The sequence below is a fragment of the Bowmanella yangjiangensis genome (genome assembly GCF_017255015.1).
Lineage (GTDB): Bacteria > Pseudomonadota > Gammaproteobacteria > Enterobacterales > Alteromonadaceae > Bowmanella > Bowmanella yangjiangensis.
Genome location: NZ_JAFKCS010000012.1, coordinates 20097 through 40923 on the forward strand (window position 1 = coordinate 20097; position 20827 = coordinate 40923).

At 49.7% G+C, this 20827-nt stretch carries 21 protein-coding genes; 13 read left to right on the forward strand and 8 right to left on the reverse strand.

The window, feature by feature from the left end:
- Positions 1–52: 52 nt before the first annotated feature.
- Entirely contained in the window at positions 53–1402 is a 1350-nt protein-coding gene (gene gorA / locus J0A65_RS12845) for a glutathione-disulfide reductase (protein ID WP_206594592.1), read from the reverse strand.
- Between the two features lie 220 nt (positions 1403–1622).
- Here gorA and J0A65_RS12850 point away from each other — a divergent pair, with 220 nt between their 5' ends.
- From J0A65_RS12850 to ubiB, 6 genes are all read left to right on the forward strand, one after another.
- Positions 1623–2081: an Hsp20/alpha crystallin family protein gene (locus J0A65_RS12850; protein ID WP_206594593.1), complete on the forward strand. Its 459-nt coding sequence runs from the start codon at positions 1623–1625 to the stop codon at positions 2079–2081.
- Between the two features lie 111 nt (positions 2082–2192).
- Positions 2193–4217: an oligopeptidase A gene (gene prlC / locus J0A65_RS12855; protein ID WP_206594594.1), complete on the forward strand. Its 2025-nt coding sequence runs from the start codon at positions 2193–2195 to the stop codon at positions 4215–4217.
- A gap of 99 nt (positions 4218–4316) precedes the next feature.
- A complete protein-coding gene (locus J0A65_RS12860; protein ID WP_206594595.1) occupies positions 4317–5012 on the forward strand; it encodes a DNA-3-methyladenine glycosylase I in 696 nt (231 codons plus the stop codon).
- A gap of 175 nt (positions 5013–5187) precedes the next feature.
- Positions 5188–5946 (forward strand): bifunctional demethylmenaquinone methyltransferase/2-methoxy-6-polyprenyl-1,4-benzoquinol methylase UbiE, encoded by a 759-nt coding sequence (gene ubiE, locus J0A65_RS12865; protein ID WP_206594596.1) that lies wholly within the window; start codon positions 5188–5190, stop codon positions 5944–5946.
- Positions 5946–6557 carry a ubiquinone biosynthesis accessory factor UbiJ gene (locus tag J0A65_RS12870; RefSeq protein ID WP_206594597.1) on the forward strand — a complete coding sequence of 204 codons (612 nt, stop codon included), beginning with the start codon at positions 5946–5948 and terminating at the stop codon, positions 6555–6557. The genes ubiE and J0A65_RS12870 overlap by 1 nt, the downstream gene beginning before the upstream one ends.
- On the forward strand, positions 6557–8182 hold the full coding sequence (gene ubiB, locus J0A65_RS12875; protein WP_206594598.1) for a ubiquinone biosynthesis regulatory protein kinase UbiB: 1626 nt from the start codon (positions 6557–6559) through the stop codon (positions 8180–8182). Before J0A65_RS12870 ends, ubiB begins: the two co-directional genes overlap by 1 nt.
- 51 nt (positions 8183–8233) lie before the next feature.
- Here ubiB and J0A65_RS12880 read toward each other — a convergent pair whose 3' ends face one another.
- Positions 8234–8878, reverse strand: a complete 645-nt coding sequence (locus J0A65_RS12880; protein ID WP_232849940.1) for a hypothetical protein — start codon at positions 8876–8878, stop codon at positions 8234–8236.
- A gap of 33 nt (positions 8879–8911) precedes the next feature.
- A complete protein-coding gene (locus tag J0A65_RS27365; protein WP_232849941.1) occupies positions 8912–9169 on the reverse strand; it encodes a hypothetical protein in 258 nt (85 codons plus the stop codon).
- Between the two features lie 122 nt (positions 9170–9291).
- On the opposite strand from J0A65_RS27365, the gene tatA reads away from it, so the two are divergent.
- The 6 genes from tatA to hemB all read left to right on the forward strand — a co-directional run bounded on the left by tatA (position 9292) and on the right by hemB (position 14369).
- Positions 9292–9540, forward strand: a complete 249-nt coding sequence (gene tatA, locus J0A65_RS12885; RefSeq protein ID WP_206594599.1) for a Sec-independent protein translocase subunit TatA — start codon at positions 9292–9294, stop codon at positions 9538–9540.
- 2 nt (positions 9541–9542) lie between these two features.
- A complete protein-coding gene (tatB, locus tag J0A65_RS12890; protein ID WP_206594600.1) occupies positions 9543–9842 on the forward strand; it encodes a Sec-independent protein translocase protein TatB in 300 nt (99 codons plus the stop codon).
- Complete coding sequence (gene tatC, locus J0A65_RS12895; RefSeq protein ID WP_206594601.1) at positions 9843–10586, forward strand: twin-arginine translocase subunit TatC; 744 nt, start codon at positions 9843–9845, stop codon at positions 10584–10586.
- Positions 10587–10722: 136 nt separating this feature from the next.
- Complete coding sequence (locus J0A65_RS12900) at positions 10723–11517, forward strand: TatD family hydrolase (RefSeq protein ID WP_206594602.1); 795 nt, start codon at positions 10723–10725, stop codon at positions 11515–11517.
- A complete protein-coding gene (locus J0A65_RS12905; RefSeq protein ID WP_206594603.1) occupies positions 11504–13384 on the forward strand; it encodes a sensor domain-containing diguanylate cyclase in 1881 nt (626 codons plus the stop codon). The genes J0A65_RS12900 and J0A65_RS12905 overlap by 14 nt, the downstream gene beginning before the upstream one ends.
- On the forward strand, positions 13377–14369 hold the full coding sequence (hemB, locus tag J0A65_RS12910) for a porphobilinogen synthase (protein ID WP_206594604.1): 993 nt from the start codon (positions 13377–13379) through the stop codon (positions 14367–14369). Before J0A65_RS12905 ends, hemB begins: the two co-directional genes overlap by 8 nt.
- Positions 14370–14556: 187 nt before the next feature.
- On the opposite strand, the gene J0A65_RS12915 is transcribed toward hemB, so the two are convergent.
- On the reverse strand, positions 14557–14886 hold the full coding sequence (locus tag J0A65_RS12915; RefSeq protein WP_206594696.1) for a hypothetical protein: 330 nt from the start codon (positions 14884–14886) through the stop codon (positions 14557–14559).
- Between the two features lies 1 nt (position 14887).
- Positions 14888–15658 (reverse strand): alpha/beta hydrolase, encoded by a 771-nt coding sequence (locus tag J0A65_RS12920; RefSeq protein ID WP_206594605.1) that lies wholly within the window; start codon positions 15656–15658, stop codon positions 14888–14890.
- Between the two features lie 61 nt (positions 15659–15719).
- Between J0A65_RS12920 and J0A65_RS12925 the strand changes: the two genes are divergently transcribed.
- A complete protein-coding gene (locus tag J0A65_RS12925) occupies positions 15720–17900 on the forward strand; it encodes a winged helix-turn-helix domain-containing protein (protein WP_206594606.1) in 2181 nt (726 codons plus the stop codon).
- An 80-nt stretch (positions 17901–17980) separates the two neighbouring features.
- Here the strand turns inward: J0A65_RS12925 and J0A65_RS12930 are convergent, their stop codons facing one another.
- The 3 genes from J0A65_RS12930 to rpmE form a co-directional block, all read right to left on the reverse strand.
- Entirely contained in the window at positions 17981–18499 is a 519-nt protein-coding gene (locus tag J0A65_RS12930; protein ID WP_206594607.1) for a hypothetical protein, read from the reverse strand.
- 238 nt (positions 18500–18737) lie between these two features.
- Entirely contained in the window at positions 18738–19982 is a 1245-nt protein-coding gene (locus J0A65_RS12935; protein WP_206594608.1) for a malic enzyme-like NAD(P)-binding protein, read from the reverse strand.
- Positions 19983–20514: 532 nt separating this feature from the next.
- Positions 20515–20727, reverse strand: a complete 213-nt coding sequence (gene rpmE, locus J0A65_RS12940; RefSeq protein WP_206594609.1) for a 50S ribosomal protein L31 — start codon at positions 20725–20727, stop codon at positions 20515–20517.
- Positions 20728–20827 lie beyond the last annotated feature (100 nt).

Below are 20827 nucleotides of genomic sequence, written 5' to 3' on the forward strand. Positions count from 1 at the left end.
GCTAAACCTGGACGGAGCGCTTCTCCGCCCAGGTTTAATCGGCTTTGTATGCTTAGCGCATGGTAACAAACTCTTCCGCACTAGTAGGGTGAATAGCCACACAGGCGTCAAAATCGGCCTTGGTGGCGCCCATTTTGATCGCCACCGCAAAACCCTGCAGAATTTCATCCATACCCAAGCCAATTCCATGTAGTCCCACAACTTTCTCCTCCGGCCCCGCGCAAATCAGTTTCATGCGGGTGATCTGACGGTGGCGGGTAACGGCAGTATACATAGCACCAAAACCCGAGGTGTAAACCTTGATATTGTCACGGCCAAATTGCGCTTCGGCCTCAGGTTCGGTCAAACCAATGGTACCGATAGTGGGATGGCTGAATACCACGGTAGGCACCAAATCGTAATCCATATGGGCCTGTGTCTGACCATTGAACAATCGCTCAGACAACAAACGTCCGGCCTTAACCGCAACAGGGGTGAGCTCGATACGACCGGTATTATCACCTACCGCATAAATACCCGCGGCACTGGTGTTTTGGAACTTATCCACTTGAATATAGCCCTGTTGGTTAACCTCAACACCGGCCTTTTCCAAGTTCAACTTATCTGTTGCAGGCTCTCTGCCAATGGCCCAAATCAAACAATCGACCTGCAGACTCTGACCATTTTTAAATGTTACGTCCAAAGCGCCATCAGCACGCTTGTCCACCCGTTGTATTTCGCTGTGTGTATGCAAAGTCGGGCCGTGCTCGGCCATGAGCTCAACCAGTGTGTCGCTGAGCATAGGGTCAAAACCACGCAGTGGCTTTTCTTTGCGCACCGCCAAGTGCGTCTGGGTACCCAAGCCATGTAATACGCCAGCTAATTCAACAGCAATATAACCGGCACCGACCACCAAAGCCCGCTTGGGTTGTTGCTGTAAGGCAAAAAAGCCGTTTGAGTCGATACCGTATTGAGCACCTGGTACATCCGGCCAACTTGGCCTGCCGCCTGTGGCAATCAGGATATGCTTGCCGCGGTAGTGCTCACCGTTCACCTCGACGGTATTGGCATCAACAAAACTTCCAAAGCCTTCAATACGGGTGATGCCGTTATTACCCAGCACTCTGTCATAAGAACCATGGATACGTTCAATGTAAGCCTCACGGCTATCTACCAAGGTCTTCCAACTAAACTCATTCAAGGTCAGATCAAAACCATAATCTGGCGCATAAAGCTTAATAGCCTCGGCGACTTGGGCACCAAACCACATGGCTTTTTTCGGCACACAACCTACGTTCACGCAGGTACCACCTATTTTATTGGCTTCAATTAGCGCCACCTTAGCGCCATGACTGGCCGCGCGATTGGCAGAGGCGATACCACCACTGCCACCGCCTATACAGATATAGTCAAATTCTTGCATACGCTTTGCTCTTCTCCCAGATTCAGCAATTCTGCCAAATTGCCATGCAATTGTCAGAAATGAATAGACAGGCTAAACCGCTATTTGCTTGCAAAGCAGGCTAGGATTGAGTGATAAGCGAGCAATTTGATCTTGCGCAAAAATCATGCATTTTTAGCTTGATGACCCCCTCTGGTGACACTATTTTTTATCTGCAATCACAAACAAACTGGAGGTGTATATGAGCTTTTTCCCAAGTCTTTTCGGCCACCAGAAACCTGAGGCAGTAACCTCGCTACGCAGCCGTTTAGATAATGTATTTGACGACTTTTTTAAGGACTGGCCACAAGCCGCTGATGCTAAGTGGCTAAGGCCTGCCGTCGATGTTGCTGAGACCAAAGAAGCACTGGAAGTCAAAGTTGATTTACCTGATATGAATCGGGAAGACATTCAGCTTGAATTACATGGTGACCAACTCCTGATTCAAGGTGAAAAGCAGTTCAAAAAAGAAGATAAGGATGACAAAGGCTATCACCTGATGGAACGCGCTTACGGTTCCTTCCGAAGAGTCATTCCATTGCCGTTTACCCTGAGTGACAGCAGTGAGGTGAAAGCCAGCTATGACAAAGGCGTGCTGACCGTGTTGTTACCAAAACCGGCAGGTGAACAAATTAACAGCAAGCGCATCGACATTAAGTAAATGTGAAAAGCGAAAAGCAGGCGCTCCTCGCGCCTGTTTTTTTATCTGGGGGCTTGAGTTCTGGTCAGCCAACCTTATCTTGTCAATATTCAATGCAAACAGGACCCTTCCATGAGCGACACGCTTCTACCGGTATTTTCAGCCATCAAACCCAGCGACATTCAGCCACGGGTCGAACAAGCCATTGCCCATTGTAAGGCCGAGATCGAACGCTTAGTTACCCAGCCTCATTTTACTTGGGACAACCTGGTCGCGCCGCTGGATGAGGCGGACGATAAGCTGAGCCGTTACTGGTCACCGGTGTCCCATATGAATTCGGTGGTAAGCAATGATGAACTGCGCGAAGCTCATGACGCCTGTTTGCCACTTTTGTCTGATTACGGCACTTGGGTAGGTCAGCATGAAGGCCTATACCGCGCTTATAAGGCCATTCGTGAGGGCGAGGAGTATCCACAGCTAACGGATGCCCAACGCAAAGTGATTGATAACGCGCTGCGCGACTTCGAGTTATCAGGTATCGCGTTGCCCAAGGAAAAACAACAACGTTTTGCCGAAATTCAAAGCCGTTTGTCTGATTTATCCAGCAAATTCAGCAATAACCTGATGGATGCAACCCTAGGTTGGACCAAACATATTCAAAACCAGGACGAGCTCGCTGGCCTACCGGAGTCTGCCTTGGAAGCGGCAGCGCAGGCTGCCAAGCAAAAAGATTTGCAGGGCTGGTTATTTACCCTGGATATTCCCAGCTACCTGCCTGTGATGATGTATGCAGATAACCGCCAACTGCGCGAAGAAATGTATTTGGCCTACAGCACCCGCGCGTCAGATCAAGGCCCCAATGCAGGTAAATGGGACAACAGCGCCATTATGGAAGAAACCCTGACCCTGCGTCAGGAACTCGCACAGTTGCTGGGTTTTGATACCTATGCCCAGCGCTCGCTGGCGACCAAAATGGCTGAGTCCACCGAGCAGGTTATCGGCTTTTTAGACGACCTGGCCATACGCTCCAAGCCCCAGGCGCAGGCCGACTTGGCCGAATTGCGCGAATTCGCTCAAGAGGCTTATGGTATCCATCATCTGGAAGCCTGGGATCTGGCCTATTACAGCGAAAAGCTAAAAGAAGACAGATACGCCATATCCGATGAACAATTGCGCCCTTATTTCCCCGAACACAAAGTGGTCAGCGGCTTATTTGAAGTGGTCAAACGTTTGTACGGTCTGCATATTGCCCAGCGCGATGGGGTGGATGTCTGGCATAAAGACGTGCGCTTCTTTGATATCTTCGACAAGAACAACGAACTGCGCGGCAGTTTTTATCTGGATCTGTATGCGCGGGCGCACAAGCGTGGCGGTGCCTGGATGGATGTCTGTTTAGACAGACGCTTGCTGGACGGCGGCGAAGTGCAAAACCCGGTAGCTTACCTGACTTGCAACTTCAATGGTCCGGTGGGGGATAAACCGGCGCTATTTACCCATGATGAAGTAGTTACCTTATTCCATGAGTTCGGTCATGGTATTCACCATATGCTGACTAAAGTGGCAGCCAGTGGCGTTGCCGGAATCAACGGTGTGCCCTGGGACGCGGTAGAGCTGCCCAGCCAGTTTCTGGAAAACTGGTGTTGGGAAGAAGAAGCGCTGAGCTTTATCTCCGGTCACTATCAAAGCGGTGAGCCGCTGCCCAAGGAATTGCTGGAGAAAATGCTGGCAGCCCGTAACTTCCAGTCTGCCATGCAGATGGTCAGGCAGTTGGAGTTCAGTCTGTTTGACTTCCATTTACATCAGGATTATCAGCCAGGGCAAAGCGGTCAGGTGCAGCAAGTGCTGGACAGAGTACGTCAGCAGGTATCTGTGGTGATCCCGCCCAGCTTTAACCGCTTCCAGCATAGTTTCGGGCATATCTTTGCCGGAGGCTACGCGGCAGGCTATTACAGCTACAAGTGGGCAGAAGTGCTGTCAGCCGATGCCTTCTCGCGTTTTGAAGAAGAAGGGATTTTTAACCCCCGCACCGGCGAAGACTTCCTCACCCATATTCTGGAAATGGGCGGCAGCAAAGAGCCAATGGAGCTGTTTGTGGCATTCCGTGGCCGTGAGCCACAAGTAGATGCCTTGCTGCGCCATAGCGGTATCGGCGGTTAATCAGTCAAATCTGGTTGGCAGCATGCTGGTCATCCGGCTTGGCTGCCAACTGCATGCAACTTATTAGTTCAACGCCTATTCCTAATACTAGAGGCCCTTATGGAATTTCAAGGTGAAACTTTCGAGGCGCTCTATCAGCGCGCCAGCGAGCGTAAAGGTGGAGAGCAAGCCCTTGAGGCTATGTTGGGCAAGCCTAAGTCTGCTGATGAACTTAGAGCAGTCGGCGATGATCGTTTCTTAGCTGAATTCAGCAAAAAGATCTTTCAATCCGGCTTTGTCTGGCGCGTGGTGGAGCAAAAGTGGCCGGCCTTTGAGGATTGCTTCTTCGGTTTTGATATCGACAAAGTACTGCTGATGCCGGATGAAATGCTGGAGCGTAAAGCAGCCAATCCCGAGATCATCCGTAACTTCAACAAAGTGAAAACCATTCGCGACAACGCCCTGATGATAGATGCGGTGCGTAAGCAACATGGCAGTTTTGGCAATTTTGTCGCTGATTGGCCGGGCGAAGATATTACTGGCCTGTGGGAATATCTGAAAAAGCACGGTGCTCGTTTGGGCGGCAATACCGGCCCATACGCCCTGCGTTTTATCGGTAAAGACACCTTCCTATTAAGCCAGGATGTGGAAAGCTACCTGCGAGCACACAAGTTTATCGACGGCGGTCTCACCAGTAAACGCAACCTGGCGATCATTCAGAACTATTTTAACCAGTTGGTAAAGCAAAGCGGCCGTTCGTTGCAGGAGCTTAGCCGGATTATTGCCTTTGGTGTGGGAGATAACCTGATCAGCTAGTATCCCCCTGCTAGCTACTGAGTTAGGAGAGCATCTCTATCATCCGGCGTAGCCCTGGTGAAGAGCAACTTAACTTAGGCAGCGCAAATGCCATGCGCTGCCGCGGCAGAATCTGGTATTCTTGGCCCATTCGAGTACACTGACGCGGCAATTTGCCCAGCCCACAGGACAGCGCATGAACCAGCAATCCGATACCAACCAAACGCACTTTGGCTACAAGACGGTCGACAAGGACAGCAAGGCTTCAATGGTCGCCGGTGTGTTCCACTCTGTCGCCGCCAAGTACGATTTGATGAATGATCTACTGTCCATGGGTATTCATCGCATCTGGAAACGCTTTACCATAGATTGCAGCGGCGTTCGTGCAGGTCACAGGGTGCTGGATTTAGCCGGTGGCACCGGTGATTTAGCGGCCAAGTTTTCCCGTCTGGTGGGTGAAAAAGGCCAGGTGATACTGGCTGATATCAACGATTCGATGCTGAAAGTCGGCCGCGATAAATTGCGGGACAAAGGCATAGTCGGCAATGTCGACTATGTTCAAGCTAATGCCGAATGTCTGCCCTTTCCCGACAATCATTTTGACCTGATAACTATCGCCTTTGGTCTGCGTAATGTGACCGATAAAGACAAAGCCTTGGCGTCTATGTTCAGGGTACTGAAACCCGGCGGTCGTTTACTGGTGCTGGAGTTTTCCAAACCGGAAATCGAGGCACTGAGCAAAGCCTATGATCTGTATTCATTTCACGTACTGCCTAAAGTAGGCCAATTGGTGGTAGGCGATGCCGAAAGCTATCAGTATCTGGCCGAGTCCATTCGTATGCACCCTGATCAGGACACTCTGAAAGGTATGATGGAAGATGTTGGCTTTGAACAAGTCACCTACCACAACCTGACTGGTGGCATTGTCGCCTTGCATCGCGGATTCAAATTCTAATGCCTATGCCGCAACTACTGGCCGGTGCGCTGGAACTGGCGCTAAATAAGGTGCTGGCATTGGATCCCAATAGCCAGAAACGTTTAGCTGAACTTGACGGCAAGCGCATGCGTATCAAATTACAGGAAATGCCCTGGCCGCTGACCTTTGTGTTTTCATCACGTATTGATGTACTGATGGATCAGGAGCAGCCGGTTGACTGTGCCATGGCGTTATCACTTTCGCATTTAAATGAAATGCAGGATCCCGCAAATATCAGCGCCCTGATTCAGGATAAAAAACTCAGTCTGAACGGCGATATGCACACAGCTCAGAGCTTTGCTGCCCTGATGAAAGAACTGGATATCGATTGGGAAGAGCATATTTCCCGCTATACCGGCGATGTGATTGCCCACGAATCGGTTCGTTTGGTGAAGAATATTCATCAACGGGCTAAGAGTCATTTTTTGCAATTGGGGCAGATTATTAAAGATGGGGCCTTGCAGGAGAAGCAACTTGTCCCGCATCCACTAGCCATTGAAGATTTCAGCCAGGAAGTGAACCGACTACGTGCCGACACTGCCCGCTTTGAAGCGCGGCTTAACCAGCTAGAACAAAGGGCAAAGAGATAGTGCGCCTGACTCGTCTGTATACGATTCAAAAAACCTTATTACAACATGGCCTGGACGAACTGATTCCAGCCAAATGGCTGCCCTGGTATGCAAGATTAGCCAGAAGCAGTGCTTTTTGGTTAACCAACCAATACCCAGACAAAAACCGCGGCGAACGTATTCGTCTGGCATTGCAATCCCTCGGTCCGGTGTTTATCAAGTTTGGTCAGATGCTCTCGACCCGGCGCGATTTGCTGCCGCCGGATATCGCCAACGAGCTGACATTATTGCAGGATAAGGTTCCACCTTTCGATAGTGAACGCGCCCAGGATACTATTCGCAAGGCGCTTGGCTTAAGCAGCCTGGAAGAGCTGTTTGAACAGTTTGACCCTAAACCACTGGCCTCAGCTTCTATTGCCCAGGTACATACCGCCCTGTTAAAGCCAGACGGGCAACGCGTGGTTGTCAAAGTCATCCGCCCGGATATCGAAAATACTATTCATGCAGATATCGAGCTGATGCAAACCCTGGCCCTAGCGGTTCAAAAGTGGCTGCCAGATGGCAAGCGTTTGCGACCGGTGGAAGTGGTCAGGGAATACGAACGCACTATTCTCGACGAGCTGGATCTGTTGCTGGAAGCTTCAAACGGTATACAGCTAAGACGTAATTTTGAAGAGTCTGACTCTCTTTATATTCCGCACATCTACAGTGATTACTGCCGCAAAAATGTGATGGTGATGGAGCGCATTCACGGCATACCCGTGGCGGATGTGGATGCCCTGATGGCCCAGGGCACCAACATGCAAAAGCTGGCTGAACGCGGTGTTGAGGTGTTTTTTACCCAAGTGTTTCGCGACAGTTTTTTTCACGCGGATATGCACCCCGGTAACATTTTTGTCAGCACTGAAAATCCGCAGAATCCAAAGTACATTGGCATAGATTTCGGCATAGTCGGTACCCTCAACCGAGAGGATAAACGTTATCTGGCCGAAAACTTTGTGGCCTTCTTTAACCGTGACTATCGCAAGGTAGCGGAATTACATGTGGATTCAGGCTGGGTACCGGCCGATACCAATATCGATGAATTTGAAGTGGCGGTGCGCACGGTGTGTGAGCCAATCTTCCAAAAGCCCTTAGCAGAAATCAGTTTCGGCATTGTATTGCTGCAGCTGTTTAACACCGCGCGGCGCTTTAATATGCAGGTACAACCGCAGCTTGTACTACTGCAAAAGACCCTGCTTTATATCGAAGGATTGGGCCGTCAACTCTATCCGCAATTGGATTTGTGGAAAACCGCCAAGCCGTTTTTGGAGAACTGGATGAAGGAGCAGATAGGGCTGAAGGCCATGCTCAGCAAGGTCAAAGCCAACTTGCCCTACTGGTCGGAAAAAATGCCGGAAGTACCGGATCTGCTGTTCGATACACTCAAGCAGGTTCGTCAGTTGCCTCAGCAACAGCAGCAGTGGCTGGAAGCCCTGCAACAGCAGCAACACAAGCAACATCGCAGCCGTCGTTATCAATTGCTGGGTGCCACCTTGGTAATTGTGGCAGTACTGTTGCCTCTATATCCTATCAGTCATGCCTACGCAGCAGGAGCAGGTATTGCTGGTGCACTCTGCTGGCTGCGCTCCTGGCTGATTCGCTAATATTATTTAATTTGCCAAGCCAGTGGGCATGAACATGCCCACTGGCTTAACTTAACTAGAATGTCCAAAGTAACCTTCAACTCGCAGCGCCAGACCATAAGAGACTTTAAAGTCTTCATCGCGGCGCCAGAGTAAAAAAGGTTCCACTTCGAAGAACAGCCATTTTCTCAGGGCATTTTTGCGCCAGCGGGTACTGACCAGATACTCTTCGATACGATAGTTGGGGCGGGTACCACCTTCCAGATACAACCCATAAATCATGGCGGTTTTTTCATCCCATTGACTGTATTTGTACCAGCCATGCTGCCAGATCCAATCGTTCTCTTCGTCTCGAAAATAAAAGTGGTTGTCAAAGCGAAACAAGTCGTTGCCAGCTAGCTGATGCTCATATTGCGCCATCAAATGACTGCCGAATCTGTCTTGTGTGTAGTAGTAAACCGACGCCTCCAGATTGACGTTATTGATATCTGATAGTCCAAAGGTTTTGCGGATCTGCGATTTCACATAGGGCTGCAACTTACGCCCAACCCCAATGCGATGGGAAATATTCATGTCGCCACTTTTTTTGGCGGTCCAGCGTAGCGCCATAGAAAAACGATTACGGTTATCTATGGCATCATTGCGGGCCGCTTTCACACTAGAGGCATCTTCGTCTTCATCATAATCGGAAAAGATAAGATCGGTTTGATGCTTCATATTCGGTAGCTTGACCCGCACCCGAAAACGGGTTTAGAATTCGTTAACCGCCCGGCTACGTGGTTCCCAACCGAGTCGAATACGAGCTTCGCCGTAGGCTTTTTCATCTAACTGCACTGTTTCATCAGCAAAGAACGCATCAAACCACATGGCGGTGGCATCAATGGAATCAGACACATTAACCTGCAATTCATCCAGCCAGGGGTTATCTACTGGCGGATCTTGCTGCTCTTCAGACACCCCGGGCAACGCCACAAAGGCCAATATCATGAAAATCCATGGACCCTTCAAAGCTGCTCCTTTTTTCAAGCTGATACCACAAGCATGACCACTATCTTACGATGGATCAAATGCAGTGACCTTTTGTTCAACCTACGTATAATAGCGGCAAAAGTGTTAAACGGGAGTAAAGCATGGGTGGCATTAGTATCTGGCAATTGCTGATTGTTTTCGCAATCATTGTCTTGCTGTTCGGCACCAAGAAGTTGCGCACCCTTGGCAGCGATCTGGGTTCAGCAGTCAAAGGGTTTAAGAAAGCAGTCACTGATGAAAAAGCTGACGAGCAATCAGCAGAGCAGGATGCCGATTTTCCTCAGCAAAAGATGGAAAATAAGGCTGAAAGCCAAGCAGCGCAGCAAGCTGATAAACAGCAGCAAAAATAATCATGTTCGATATCGGCTTCTGGGAATTATTGGTCATTGGCGTGGTAGCCCTGCTGGTGTTGGGTCCTGAGCGATTGCCTGGTGCGATTCGCTCGGCCAGTCGTACCATTTCAGGTGTTCGCTCTATGGCCAGCAACTTCAAACAGGAAGTAGAGCAACAGCTCAAAATCCAGGAATTGCATGATAACCTGAAGAAAGCCGAGCAACAGAACCTGAAGGATCTTTCACCCGAATTACAGGAATCGGTAGACACACTGCGAGAAGCGGCCGATTCGGTGCAAAAACCTTATCAAAAAGAATAGATGTCAGACTCGCAAACCCTTTTCAGCCATTTAGTAGAGCTGCGCAGTCGGCTGTTGAAAGCCCTGCTGGCGGTGCTGTTGGTATTTATCAGTCTGGCGTATTTTGCCCAAGACCTATACCACTTGTTAGCCACCCCCTTGTTGGAAGTGATGCCGACCGGCGCACAAATGATCGCTACCGACGTCGCATCACCTTTCTTTGCCCCCTTTAAACTGACGATGGTGCTGTCGTTTTTCGTCGCTATACCTGTCGTACTTTATCAGGCATGGGGATTTATCGCCCCTGGATTGTACCGCAACGAAAAACGCCTGATTGCGCCCTTACTGGTATGCAGTACCTTGCTGTTTTATGGCGGTATTGCCTTCGCTTATTATGTGGTTTTCCCCCTGGCTTTTGCCTTTTTCACCAGCGTGGCGCCCGAAGGAGTCACCATAAGCACGGATATCAACAGCTATCTGGATTTTGTGCTTAAGCTGTTTTTTGCCTTTGGCATGTCATTCCAGATTCCCGTTGCCATCATTTTGATGTGTTGGACTGGAGTGACAACCCCAAAGGCGCTAAGAGAGAAACGTCCTTATGTAATAGTTGGTGTGTTTGTCATTGGCATGCTGTTAACACCACCGGATGTCATCTCGCAAACCTTACTGGCAGTACCTATGTGGTTGTTGTTTGAACTCGGTGTGTTGGCAGGTTCTCTGTACTATCGACCCGAGCAAGAAACGGAACATCAGGATCCGCCATGAAAATAGACACACTAATCATTGCGCTACCACTATGTTTAACTGTCATGATTGCGCCAGCGCAAACCCTGACAGCAGCGATTCAATCCTGTACCGCTAGTGTTAACCGTAAAATCAAGGTTAAACGTATCAAATAAACATGGCCTGGTTTGATATTGGCGTCAATCTAACCAACAGCAGGTTTAGTGCAGATCTGGATCTGGTGATAGAGCGTGCCAGACAAAAGCAAGTCAACCAATTGCTGATAACCGGCACGGATGTCCAAGAAAGCCGTGCGGCTTTGCAATTAGCTGAACAATATCAACTAGTTAGCACAGCAGGAGTACACCCTCACTACGCGGGCGCAGTCGAGCAAGACTACCTTCTTATACTGCGTGAGCTTGCCAGCGCCGACAGGGTACGCGCCGTCGGCGAATGCGGACTGGATTTCAATCGAAATTTTTCCTCAAAGGAAGACCAGTTACGTGTATTTGAACAGCAATTGGAATTGGCTGCAGACTTGCAAAAACCCGTGTTTCTGCATGAAAGAGACGCGTTTCCCGAGCAAATCAGTTTATTGAAGCGATACAGAGACAAACTGTCAGGTGGTGTTGCCCACTGCTTTACCGGTGACAGAATGCAGATGGAAGCCTATCTGGAATTGGACTTACATATCGGCATTACCGGCTGGCTGTGTGACGAGCGCCGAGCCCAGCCTCTGCGCGAAGCGGTAACCGCACTGCCCTTGTCGCGGGTATTACTGGAGACTGACGCTCCCTATCTGGCACCACGACATATTCGCCCAAGAATTGAACGCTGCGAGCCCTGCCACTTGCCTATAGTGGCAGAAGAGTTGGCGTCACTAATGAGCATCCCGGTGGAGGAATTAGCCAAGCATAGTTTTGCCAACAGCCTGGCTCTTTTCGAGCCGGAGAAAAGTCATGACAACCCTTAGCGGTATTCAACTCCGTCGTCGTTGGCTTTTCTTGTATGGGCTTATTGGCCTGCTTGTCACTTTTATCACGGCACTGAAAGTTCTGGAAGTCGTCGCTACAACTCAGCCGAGCCAAAGCATAGGAAGAGGAACAGAGTACCTGCTTGACTCCCAACATAGCCTGAACATTGAAAGTATTCTTCTGGACAACAAGCTAGCCTGGGAAACCGAACAGAGCAATCAACTATCATTTGGCATGCCAGATGCGACACTATGGTTAAGGGCGCAATTACCCAATCTCGACAATAGAGATAAGTGGTTACTGGAAGTTGACTATGCGCTGCTGGATGAGCTGGAAGTGTGGTTTTTTGCAGGGGATAAACTGCTGAGCGATTATGTAACCGGCGATCTCCTGCCGTTCCGCAGTCGTGATGTCAGTACTGAAAAATTTTTGTTTCCAGTCCCTGCAAGTCAGTCTCCTCTGAATGTCGTTATTCGGACCAGAACCAGCGGTTCGTTAAAGCTACCTCTAAACCTGTGGAATGCCGACCAGTATCTTGTTCATGCAGGTGAACATAACCTGTTGATGGGCAGTTTTTTTGGCCTGCTGGCTGCCATGGCGTTGAGTAACTTTTTCTTCTTTGTCACCACCAGGCACTCCAACTTTCTGGTGTATTGTGGCTATGTCCTGTTCCTCAGTCTGACGCTACTGACACTGCACGGTATCGGCTACAAGTATTTCTGGCCAAATAACATATGGCTGCAAGGCCACAGTGTGGTGTTGTTTGCCAACGCCACCATGCTATTTGCGGTATTTTTCACGCGAGAATTACTGCAGGTCAAATCCCACAGCCAGATGATGGACAGAGGGCTACTCATCTGCGGAGCCTTGTACCTAACAGGTTTGCTGCTTAGCCTGATGCTGCCCTACTGGTTGATGATTCAAATCTTTTTAGTCTTGCTTATTGGCACTGTCGTGTTTGTCTGCGGTCTGGCGCTGTGGTTAGCCAGCAAAGGCATAGCCATAGCCAAGCTCTATGCGCTCGCTTGGTTTACCCTGTTGTTGAGCGCACTGATTGCCAGTTTGGAAAACCTTGATGTTATCGACTTGAATATCAGTTCCCACTACCTGTTGATGGTAGGTGCCCTTATCGAGAGTATTTTGCTGGCACTGGTATTGGCCATTACCTACAACGAGCAGCGGGAAGCGACCTACATTGCGCAGGGCAGAGCATTAGAACAAGAGATCCGCTCCAGGGAACTGCAGGAAAAAGCCCAGGAAGAGCTGGAGTACAATGTTCAGGAACGTACCTTAGAGCTGGAAATAGCCCTGCGTGAGCTGTCTGAAAAGAATCAGGAGCTGGAAGAGCGTAACACCCAGGACGCACTGACAGGGATCCGTAATCGCCGCTACTTCGACAAAAAATATATTGCTGAGCTGCGCCGTAGTCGCCGCGAGCAAACCATACTGAGCGTGGCCATGCTGGACATCGATCATTTTAAAAGTGTAAACGATAAATATGGTCATCTGGTGGGCGATGAATGCATCAAGGCCGTCGCTAAACTGATTCAGGATCACCTGCGCCGCCCAGCAGACGATGTCTGCCGTTACGGCGGAGAAGAATTTGCCCTGCTGCTGCCTAATACCGACACAGAAGGCGCGGTACTGTTACTGGAGCAAATTCGTCAGATGGTTGAAAATACCCCGGTTAGCAGCCAGGCCGGTACCATTTCCCTGACCATTAGTGGCGGCGTTGCCAGCGAGATTATTGCATCGGATAGCGATGAGATGTCTCTGCTTGGCAAGGCTGACCAGGCGCTTTATCAGGCCAAACAAGCTGGCCGTAATCAAATTTGTCATCATTCCCAGGAGTCTTCCCATGTCTGATTTTCCGTTGGTTCGTCCTCGTCGAATTCGTAAAAACGACTTCACCCGCCAACTGGTTGCCGAGTCACGCCTGGCTGTGCAGGATCTGATTTACCCCATGTTTGTTCTGGAAGGTAAAAACCGCACCGAAGACATCACTTCCATGCCAGGTATCGCCAGACTATCTATTGATTTGTTACTTAAAGAAGCCGAAGAGCTGGTTAAGTTAGGTATCCCTGCCATTGCACTGTTTCCGGTCACCCCCTCAGAGCTGAAATCTGAATGTGCCAGTGAGGCATTTAACCCGGACGGACTAGCGCAAAAAGCGATTCGGGCACTGAAAGAATTCGTACCCGAGCTTGGCGTTATCTCTGATGTCGCCCTTGACCCCTTCACCTCCCATGGTCAGGACGGGCTGATGGATGAAAACGGCTACATAGTGAATGACGAAACCTGTGAGGTATTGGTCAAACAGGCACTGTCACATGCAGAAGCCGGCGCTGATATTGTTGCCCCTTCAGATATGATGGACGGACGCATTGGCCTGATCCGCAAGGCCTTGGAGCGCCAGGGTCATATAAATACTTGCATCATGGCTTATTCAGCGAAATATGCCTCTAACTACTATGGTCCATTCCGCGACGCTGTCGGCTCTGCAGGCAACATTAAAGGTGGCAACAAGAAGAGCTACCAAATGGATCCAGCTAACAGCAATGAGGCCTTGCGTGAAATTGCCCTGGATATTGCCGAAGGTGCCGATATGGTCATGGTAAAACCCGGCATGCCTTATCTGGACATTGTGCAGCGCTGCAAGCAGGAATTTGCCGTGCCGACTTTTGCTTATCAGGTCAGTGGCGAATATGCCATGCATAAAGCGGCTTTTGCCAATGGCTGGTTAAATGAAGAGGCGGTGATTATGGAATCACTGTTGGCCTTTAAACGTGCCGGCGCCGATGGCATTCTGACCTACTTTGCCAAGCAGGCTGCTCAACTGCTGCAAAGATAAACCAGAGCTATTGTTCTGATTCCTTAAAGGGCTGAGCTAATCAGCCCTCTTTAATTGCAGATGGTGCTGTACTCAGGCTCGCTGAACATCAGCCCTTCAAGCTCCGCCAAGCTACTTTGTTGTACCTTAAAGAATCCTTGGGTTGATTCACCCGATCTATGCTCTGTGTGCTGCTGCCTGACCAGGGTTAGCAATTTCTCATTGCCCGCCTTAAACAAGGTAATTTGGCAACCTTGCGCCAAACATTTTGTTGTTGGCGAAAACCAATCACAGTTGGGCGGGTTCGTTTCCCACCTCTGGTGGTAAAATAAAACTCCTGCATACTAGGGGCGAATACGCCTTCCAGCTCCCAGCCTTGCCTGGAGATAATGCCGGGCGCAAAAGGTTCTGCCATCATACCCGGTGGAGTCTGGCCCATATAAGGGCCCTCAAGAACAGGGAATTCTTCCTGGCTGTAGGCCGGACAGATCATGGCCAAGCCGGAAAATAGCGGCAAAAGAATACTAAGACGATACATGTTATTTTCCTTTTTTCTGCAGTTTGGCCAACCAGTTTATGGCCATCACGGCAGTCATCGGCGAGGCGGTCTGGTGGCTACCATCCGGGATCTTGTGGGTTAAGGACAAGCTTGCATCCTTCTTGTTATGCAGAAACTGGATAAGGCTGTCCACATGCGGACTGAGCTTTTGCTCTTCGCTGCCATAAGTCACAAAGACGTTGGCGTTAAAAGGTTTTGCATTGTTGGGCAGGGCTTCAATTTTTGCCATGCGCCAAACCGAAGGGCTGCCAAGCATATAGTTCTTAAAGGTATCGGGTTGTGATAGCAGTATGTAAGCGCCGAATAAGCCGCCCATTGAGTAGCCAAAGTAACTGCGATTGGCAGGCTCAGTGCGGTAGTGACTCTCCACAAAGGGAATCACGTCATGGCGAATAAAATCCAGATATTTGGCTGCCTGACCAAACTGGTATTTAGCCTGGTTTTCGGGATTGCTGGATGGGGCAAAGGAGTAATCCCGGAAGCGGCTGACATACGCCCCTTCCGCTTCGATTAACCTTGCATCTATGTCTTTTTGCCAGGAAAGGCCTACTAAAATACTGTCTTCCATCTGAAAGAAGGTTGAGGCCGACAACAGCTCCACGTGCCATAAGGCATCGGTGAAGTAGATTACCGGATAGGCCTTGTCAGGATTTTGTGCATAGTTATCGGGTAGTTTTATCAGCAGCTCGTACTGACGCTCTGTGGCGCTGGCTTTTTGCTGACGTCGGCCCCTGATACTACCTAAACGCACTTGCTATGGTAGGATGGCACATCCATTTGTTTCTATTAATGTTTTTCAGGCAATTTCGGCAATGACCAAAGCGTATTGGGTAGGCAAGTTTCTGGTGGATCTGTCCAGAAACCAGATCAGTCACAACCAAGATGTTCAGACCTTACCGCCCAAAGCATTACAGGTACTCACTTACCTGGCGCAGAACAGTGGCCGGGTGGTGAGTCACGACGAGCTGCTAAACCAGGTGTGGGCCAATACTGTCGTCACACCCAATACCTTGCAGCGCAGTATCGCCCAGTTAAGGAAAGCCTTTGGTGAAACCAGCCACGCCTCTGCGCTGATAAAAACCCATGCCAAACAAGGTTATAGCCTGGAAGTCGAAGTGCGCTGGTCAGCCGAGGTGGATACCGGCACCGTTGAACCTGCAGCTGATAGCCAGGGGCAGTTACCTGAAGTCCTCCCTGTTTTGCCCCCCGAGCATACTGTCAACGCCATCCCCCAGCCCGAGATAACGCCGCCAAAATCTAAAACGGCAAAGCCAAAGCATAACAAGTTGTGGTGGTATTCTGCGCTGGCAGCGTTATTGGTCCTTGCCGTTGGAGTATTGCCCTTTGTACAACATGAGGCTGATTTTCAGCTTGAAGACCTGCGTTATCTGACCGCCACCGATGATAAAGAATACGGCGCCAGGTATTCCCCGGACGGCCAATATATTCTCTTTCACCGTTATTATGAGAAGGTTTGCACTAACCATATCTGGGCGAAAAATGCCGACACCTTGCAGGAAGTGCAGCTTACCGCAAAGCGCGGGACTTACTCGGGTTATAACCTGTCTGCCGATGGCAAAAACCTGCTATTTGTTCAGGAACAGGATTGCATTGCCCCGGTTAATCAGCCCAGCTGTTTTAAGCTGATGAGCCTGGATTTTCAGGCAGCGTTGAGAGAACCTCAACAGGCCAAAGAATTACTGGACTGCCAACATTCGGCGATTAGAAATCCGATCTGGATGGACGAGCAGCATATCGCCCTGATGCAACGCGAGGATCGCAACTGGCGGCTGGTGCGTTACTCCCTTGCCGATCAGAGCAGTTCTACGCTGTATGAGGCCAAAGATGGCATTACGCTTGGCCTGGCCTGGTCAGCCGACCGTCAATTGTTTGCTGTCACCTCATTAAAAAGTAGCGGCGGGCAAAGACTCGACTTGCTGTTTGCCGATGGCACAGTGAAATCAAGCCACAACATTGTCTTTCCGCCAGGGGCACCACGTTACCCCAAGCTGCTTCCCGAGTTTATGCCAGGCAGCAAGGGACTGCTCCTTACCTATCGGGGACAACTTTCTACCTTGTCTGAACAAGGCCAAATACAGGAGCTGAATATAGGCCTGGACGCCAATATTGGCAGCCCGGCATTTCACCCTGACGGTAATCGTCTGCTGGTTGTTTCCGGCCGTTATGACAGTGATGCCGCCAGACTGTCGATTCCAGACGAAGTCCACATTGATGACCCAACACAGGACCTAGAAGCCCAGGTGTTTGAGCGCTCAATCAACCTCGAAGATAAGGCGAAGTTTCGACCCAACGGCCAGGGCATTGCGTTTGTTTCAAAGCGCACCGGCAGCGAGCAAGTCTGGTTGCTGGGGAATAACAATGCCGCGCTGATAAGCAGTTTTACCAAAGGTACCATGGTCAGCAACCTACTATGGAGCAAAGACGGTCAGAGCCTGTTAGTGCAGGCGGACATGAGTCTATATCTCTTATCTGTGGATAAGCAGCAGCGTCAGCTTGATTTTCCTCACCCCGTAGTGGGTTTGTATGACTGGGACGAAGATGCCCAACAAGTCATTGCCAGGGTTTTGCTTAACGATACCAGTCGCTTAGTAAGCATTGATATCAGTAGTATGGAATTCCAGCAACTTAACAATAAAAGGGTATTTTGGGCCGCCCAAAACCCTGGCGGTACACTGGTTTTTATGGATCATCTGCGCCAGTTTTGGCAACGCGGCAGCATTGAAGACAAAAGGATTAATGCCCTGAATGATCAGGGTTCAAGCAAAGGCTTTGTACTGACCAACGAACAGCTCTACGGCATCAACAAAAACAACCAGCTATGGTCATATCATCTGCAATCCGGTGCCTTTAAAGTGCTGGGCAATATTTCCCCGGATATCGAATTCCTCACCGATATTCAAGGCAATGAGATACTGGCAACGCTGCTCGTTGGGGAACGGCAGGAGATTCTGGAGCTGACGTTGGCTGACTAGATAAACATTGAAGCCAGAGCAATCAGGCTCGGCAAGGAGTCGGTGACTTCAGTTGGTCACCGACCAGTGAATGGAAAAGTTCAGCTACCCCACTGTAATCGCACTTTTTGGCGAATCTCTTGAAAGTCGCTGAGACTATCTATCGTGGCATACCGAACAACCAGCTCAATGCCCCGAATTTTTCTAATCCCCTGGTGCGTGATTTCATTGATATTAATCAGCCAATCACAACTGCTAACCGGGACAAGCATGATCGGAAACTGTGCCGGGGTATCAATATTACTGCTAAAACCAATTTCCCTGATGGGATTGTGAGCCATAACAACGAAATCCTCTTCGTGGATATCGACAATATCTACCCCTGCAATACTAATCCCATGCATATAAGCATTGGCAACCCGACACCGGATTACATGACAGCCATCTTCAAAGTGACTGCCGATAAGTTGCACGAACAGCTTCTCCTTAGCCTTAAAACGGGTATAAAGATCCTTTCCCACGTCATACACCAGTTTAGTGCCACCGACTAACGCAGCGCCGGTAAAGAAAATTGCTTCGCCTTTTAATTCGTCATGCTTAAGGTCATCGGGACTGTTCACCTTTACCACTCCTTTGCACTAGTTAAATATCAATGGTTGTCGGTATGCCACTCAGTTCAAGCCAACTAGCCGCTGCATCAGCAGATGCAAACAAACCATAGGGTAAAATACGAATTGATTAGTGTAGTTCTGAAGCTTGAACTTTTCTGTCCACTGTTAAATTTGGCTCGAAGTGGTAAAAGGCCCTCAAAAAAAACGCCGCAAATGCGGCGTTGTTACATTCAGTCGAATGCTGATTTTATTCCATGTAGCCGTCAGGCAGCGCTTCGAAAGGCGATACGCCGGTCTCAATAGCCGCCTGAGCAACAGCCTTGGCCACGCGCTGACATAAACGCGGATCCATCGGCTTGGGAATAATATACTGGCGACCGAAGTTCAGCTCTTTCACATCCGCCGCTTTTAGCACCGACTCAGGCACAGGCTCACGGGCGATGCTACGGATAGCTTCCACCGCCGCCACCTTCATCTCATCATTAATGGTAGAAGCGCGCACATCTAGTGCACCACGGAAGATAAAGGGGAAGCACAGCACGTTGTTTACCTGATTTGGGTAATCCGAACGACCGGTAGCCATGATCAGATCATCACGGGCACCATGCGCCAGTTCAGGCTTGATTTCCGGATCAGGGTTTGAACAAGCAAATACCACCGGATTAGGCGCCATTAGTTTTAACGCTTCAGGCGGCAGCACATCAGGACCAGATACACCAACAAATACGTCGGCATCCTGCATCACATCTTCCAGAGTGCGCTTGTCGGTGTTATTGGCAAACAACTGCTTGTGCGTGGTCAGATCGTCACGGCGGGTATGAATTACGCCTTTTCTGTCCAGCATATAAATGCGTTCACGCTGCGCGCCACATTTAATCAGCAGTTCCATACAGGCCACAGCGGCAGCACCGGCGCCCATACAAACTATAGTGACATCGTGAATATGCTTACCCTGGATTTCCAGGGCATTAAGCATGCCAGCGGCAGTCACAATAGCGGTTCCGTGCTGATCATCATGGAATACCGGCACACGACAGCGCTTAATCAGCTCCTGCTCAATCTCAAAACACTCAGGTGCCTTGATATCTTCCAGGTTAATACCGCCAAAGGTGTCGGCAATATTGGCTACCGTATTGATAAATTCATCCGTAGTGCGATGCTTCACTTCAATGTCGATCGCATCCAGGCCAGCAAAACGTTTAAACAATAAGGCCTTACCTTCCATCACCGGTTTTGATGCCAGAGGACCTAAGTTACCCAGACCAAGAATCGCGGTGCCGTTGGAAATAACCGCCACCAGATTACCTTTGGCAGTGTATTTATAAGCATTATCCGGGTCGGCGGCGATTTCCTTGACCGGCTCAGCCACACCAGGGCTGTAAGCCAGGGCCAAATCGCCGACGCTTTCGGCGGGCTTGGTCAGTTCAATACTGATTTTTCCGGGGACGGGGCTGGCATGATAATCCAGTGCTCTTTGACGAAAGTCAGACATAGTTGCCTCTGAGTGAATCTGTATGGATACGAGTAAGGAATATTATTGTTATCAATCCCTGAACGCTGGCAGGAACGGGTGTGGAATCTATCACAACACTGGTATACAACATATCAGATCAGACCGCTATTCGGCATAACCAAATCTATCTAGGGCATGTCTATCTTTTATATGCAACCCGACTTTCGTCTGTGTTATTAGAGCGTGTTGACCTTTTGAGTATAGATTTTGTTCAAATCCAGTCCCTTCTGGTCACGACGCCGGGCTGCAGGCCTAGTGGGCCTAAGTCAAAGCCCGGCAACACCGAGCAGGAGGGGCTGGGTTGAACCCTTTGGGCAGCGCTTGTGGGTCCTTTCTACGGCGTTATCACTCACTCATGTAGAATAACTACACCACGTTCGCTCTGCCTTGTATAAAGGACCCACAAATTGCTGCAAAATCATACTCAAAAGGTCAACACGCTCTAGGAGAGACTGGATGATGAGCAACAAAAAAGGCGCCATCTGGCGCCTTCTCTTACAATCTGCTGGGCTTATTTCTTAGCCAATGCACCGAAACGCTTGTTGAAGCGATCTACACGGCCACCGGTGTCAACGTTACGCTGCTTACCAGTGTAGAAAGGGTGACACTCTGAACATACGTCCAGATTGATGTCTTTCTTCAGAGTAGAACGGATCACAATTTTGTTTCCGCAAGAGCAGTTTGCAGTGATTTCCTGATATTCAGGATGGATACCTTGTTTCATGGGATTACCTCATCAACAGGCCGTATCGCCACCCGATCCAAGATTTCTGTTCTTGATCGGAACCATACGCTATTTACAAAAATGGCGGCTTGCCGCCGGG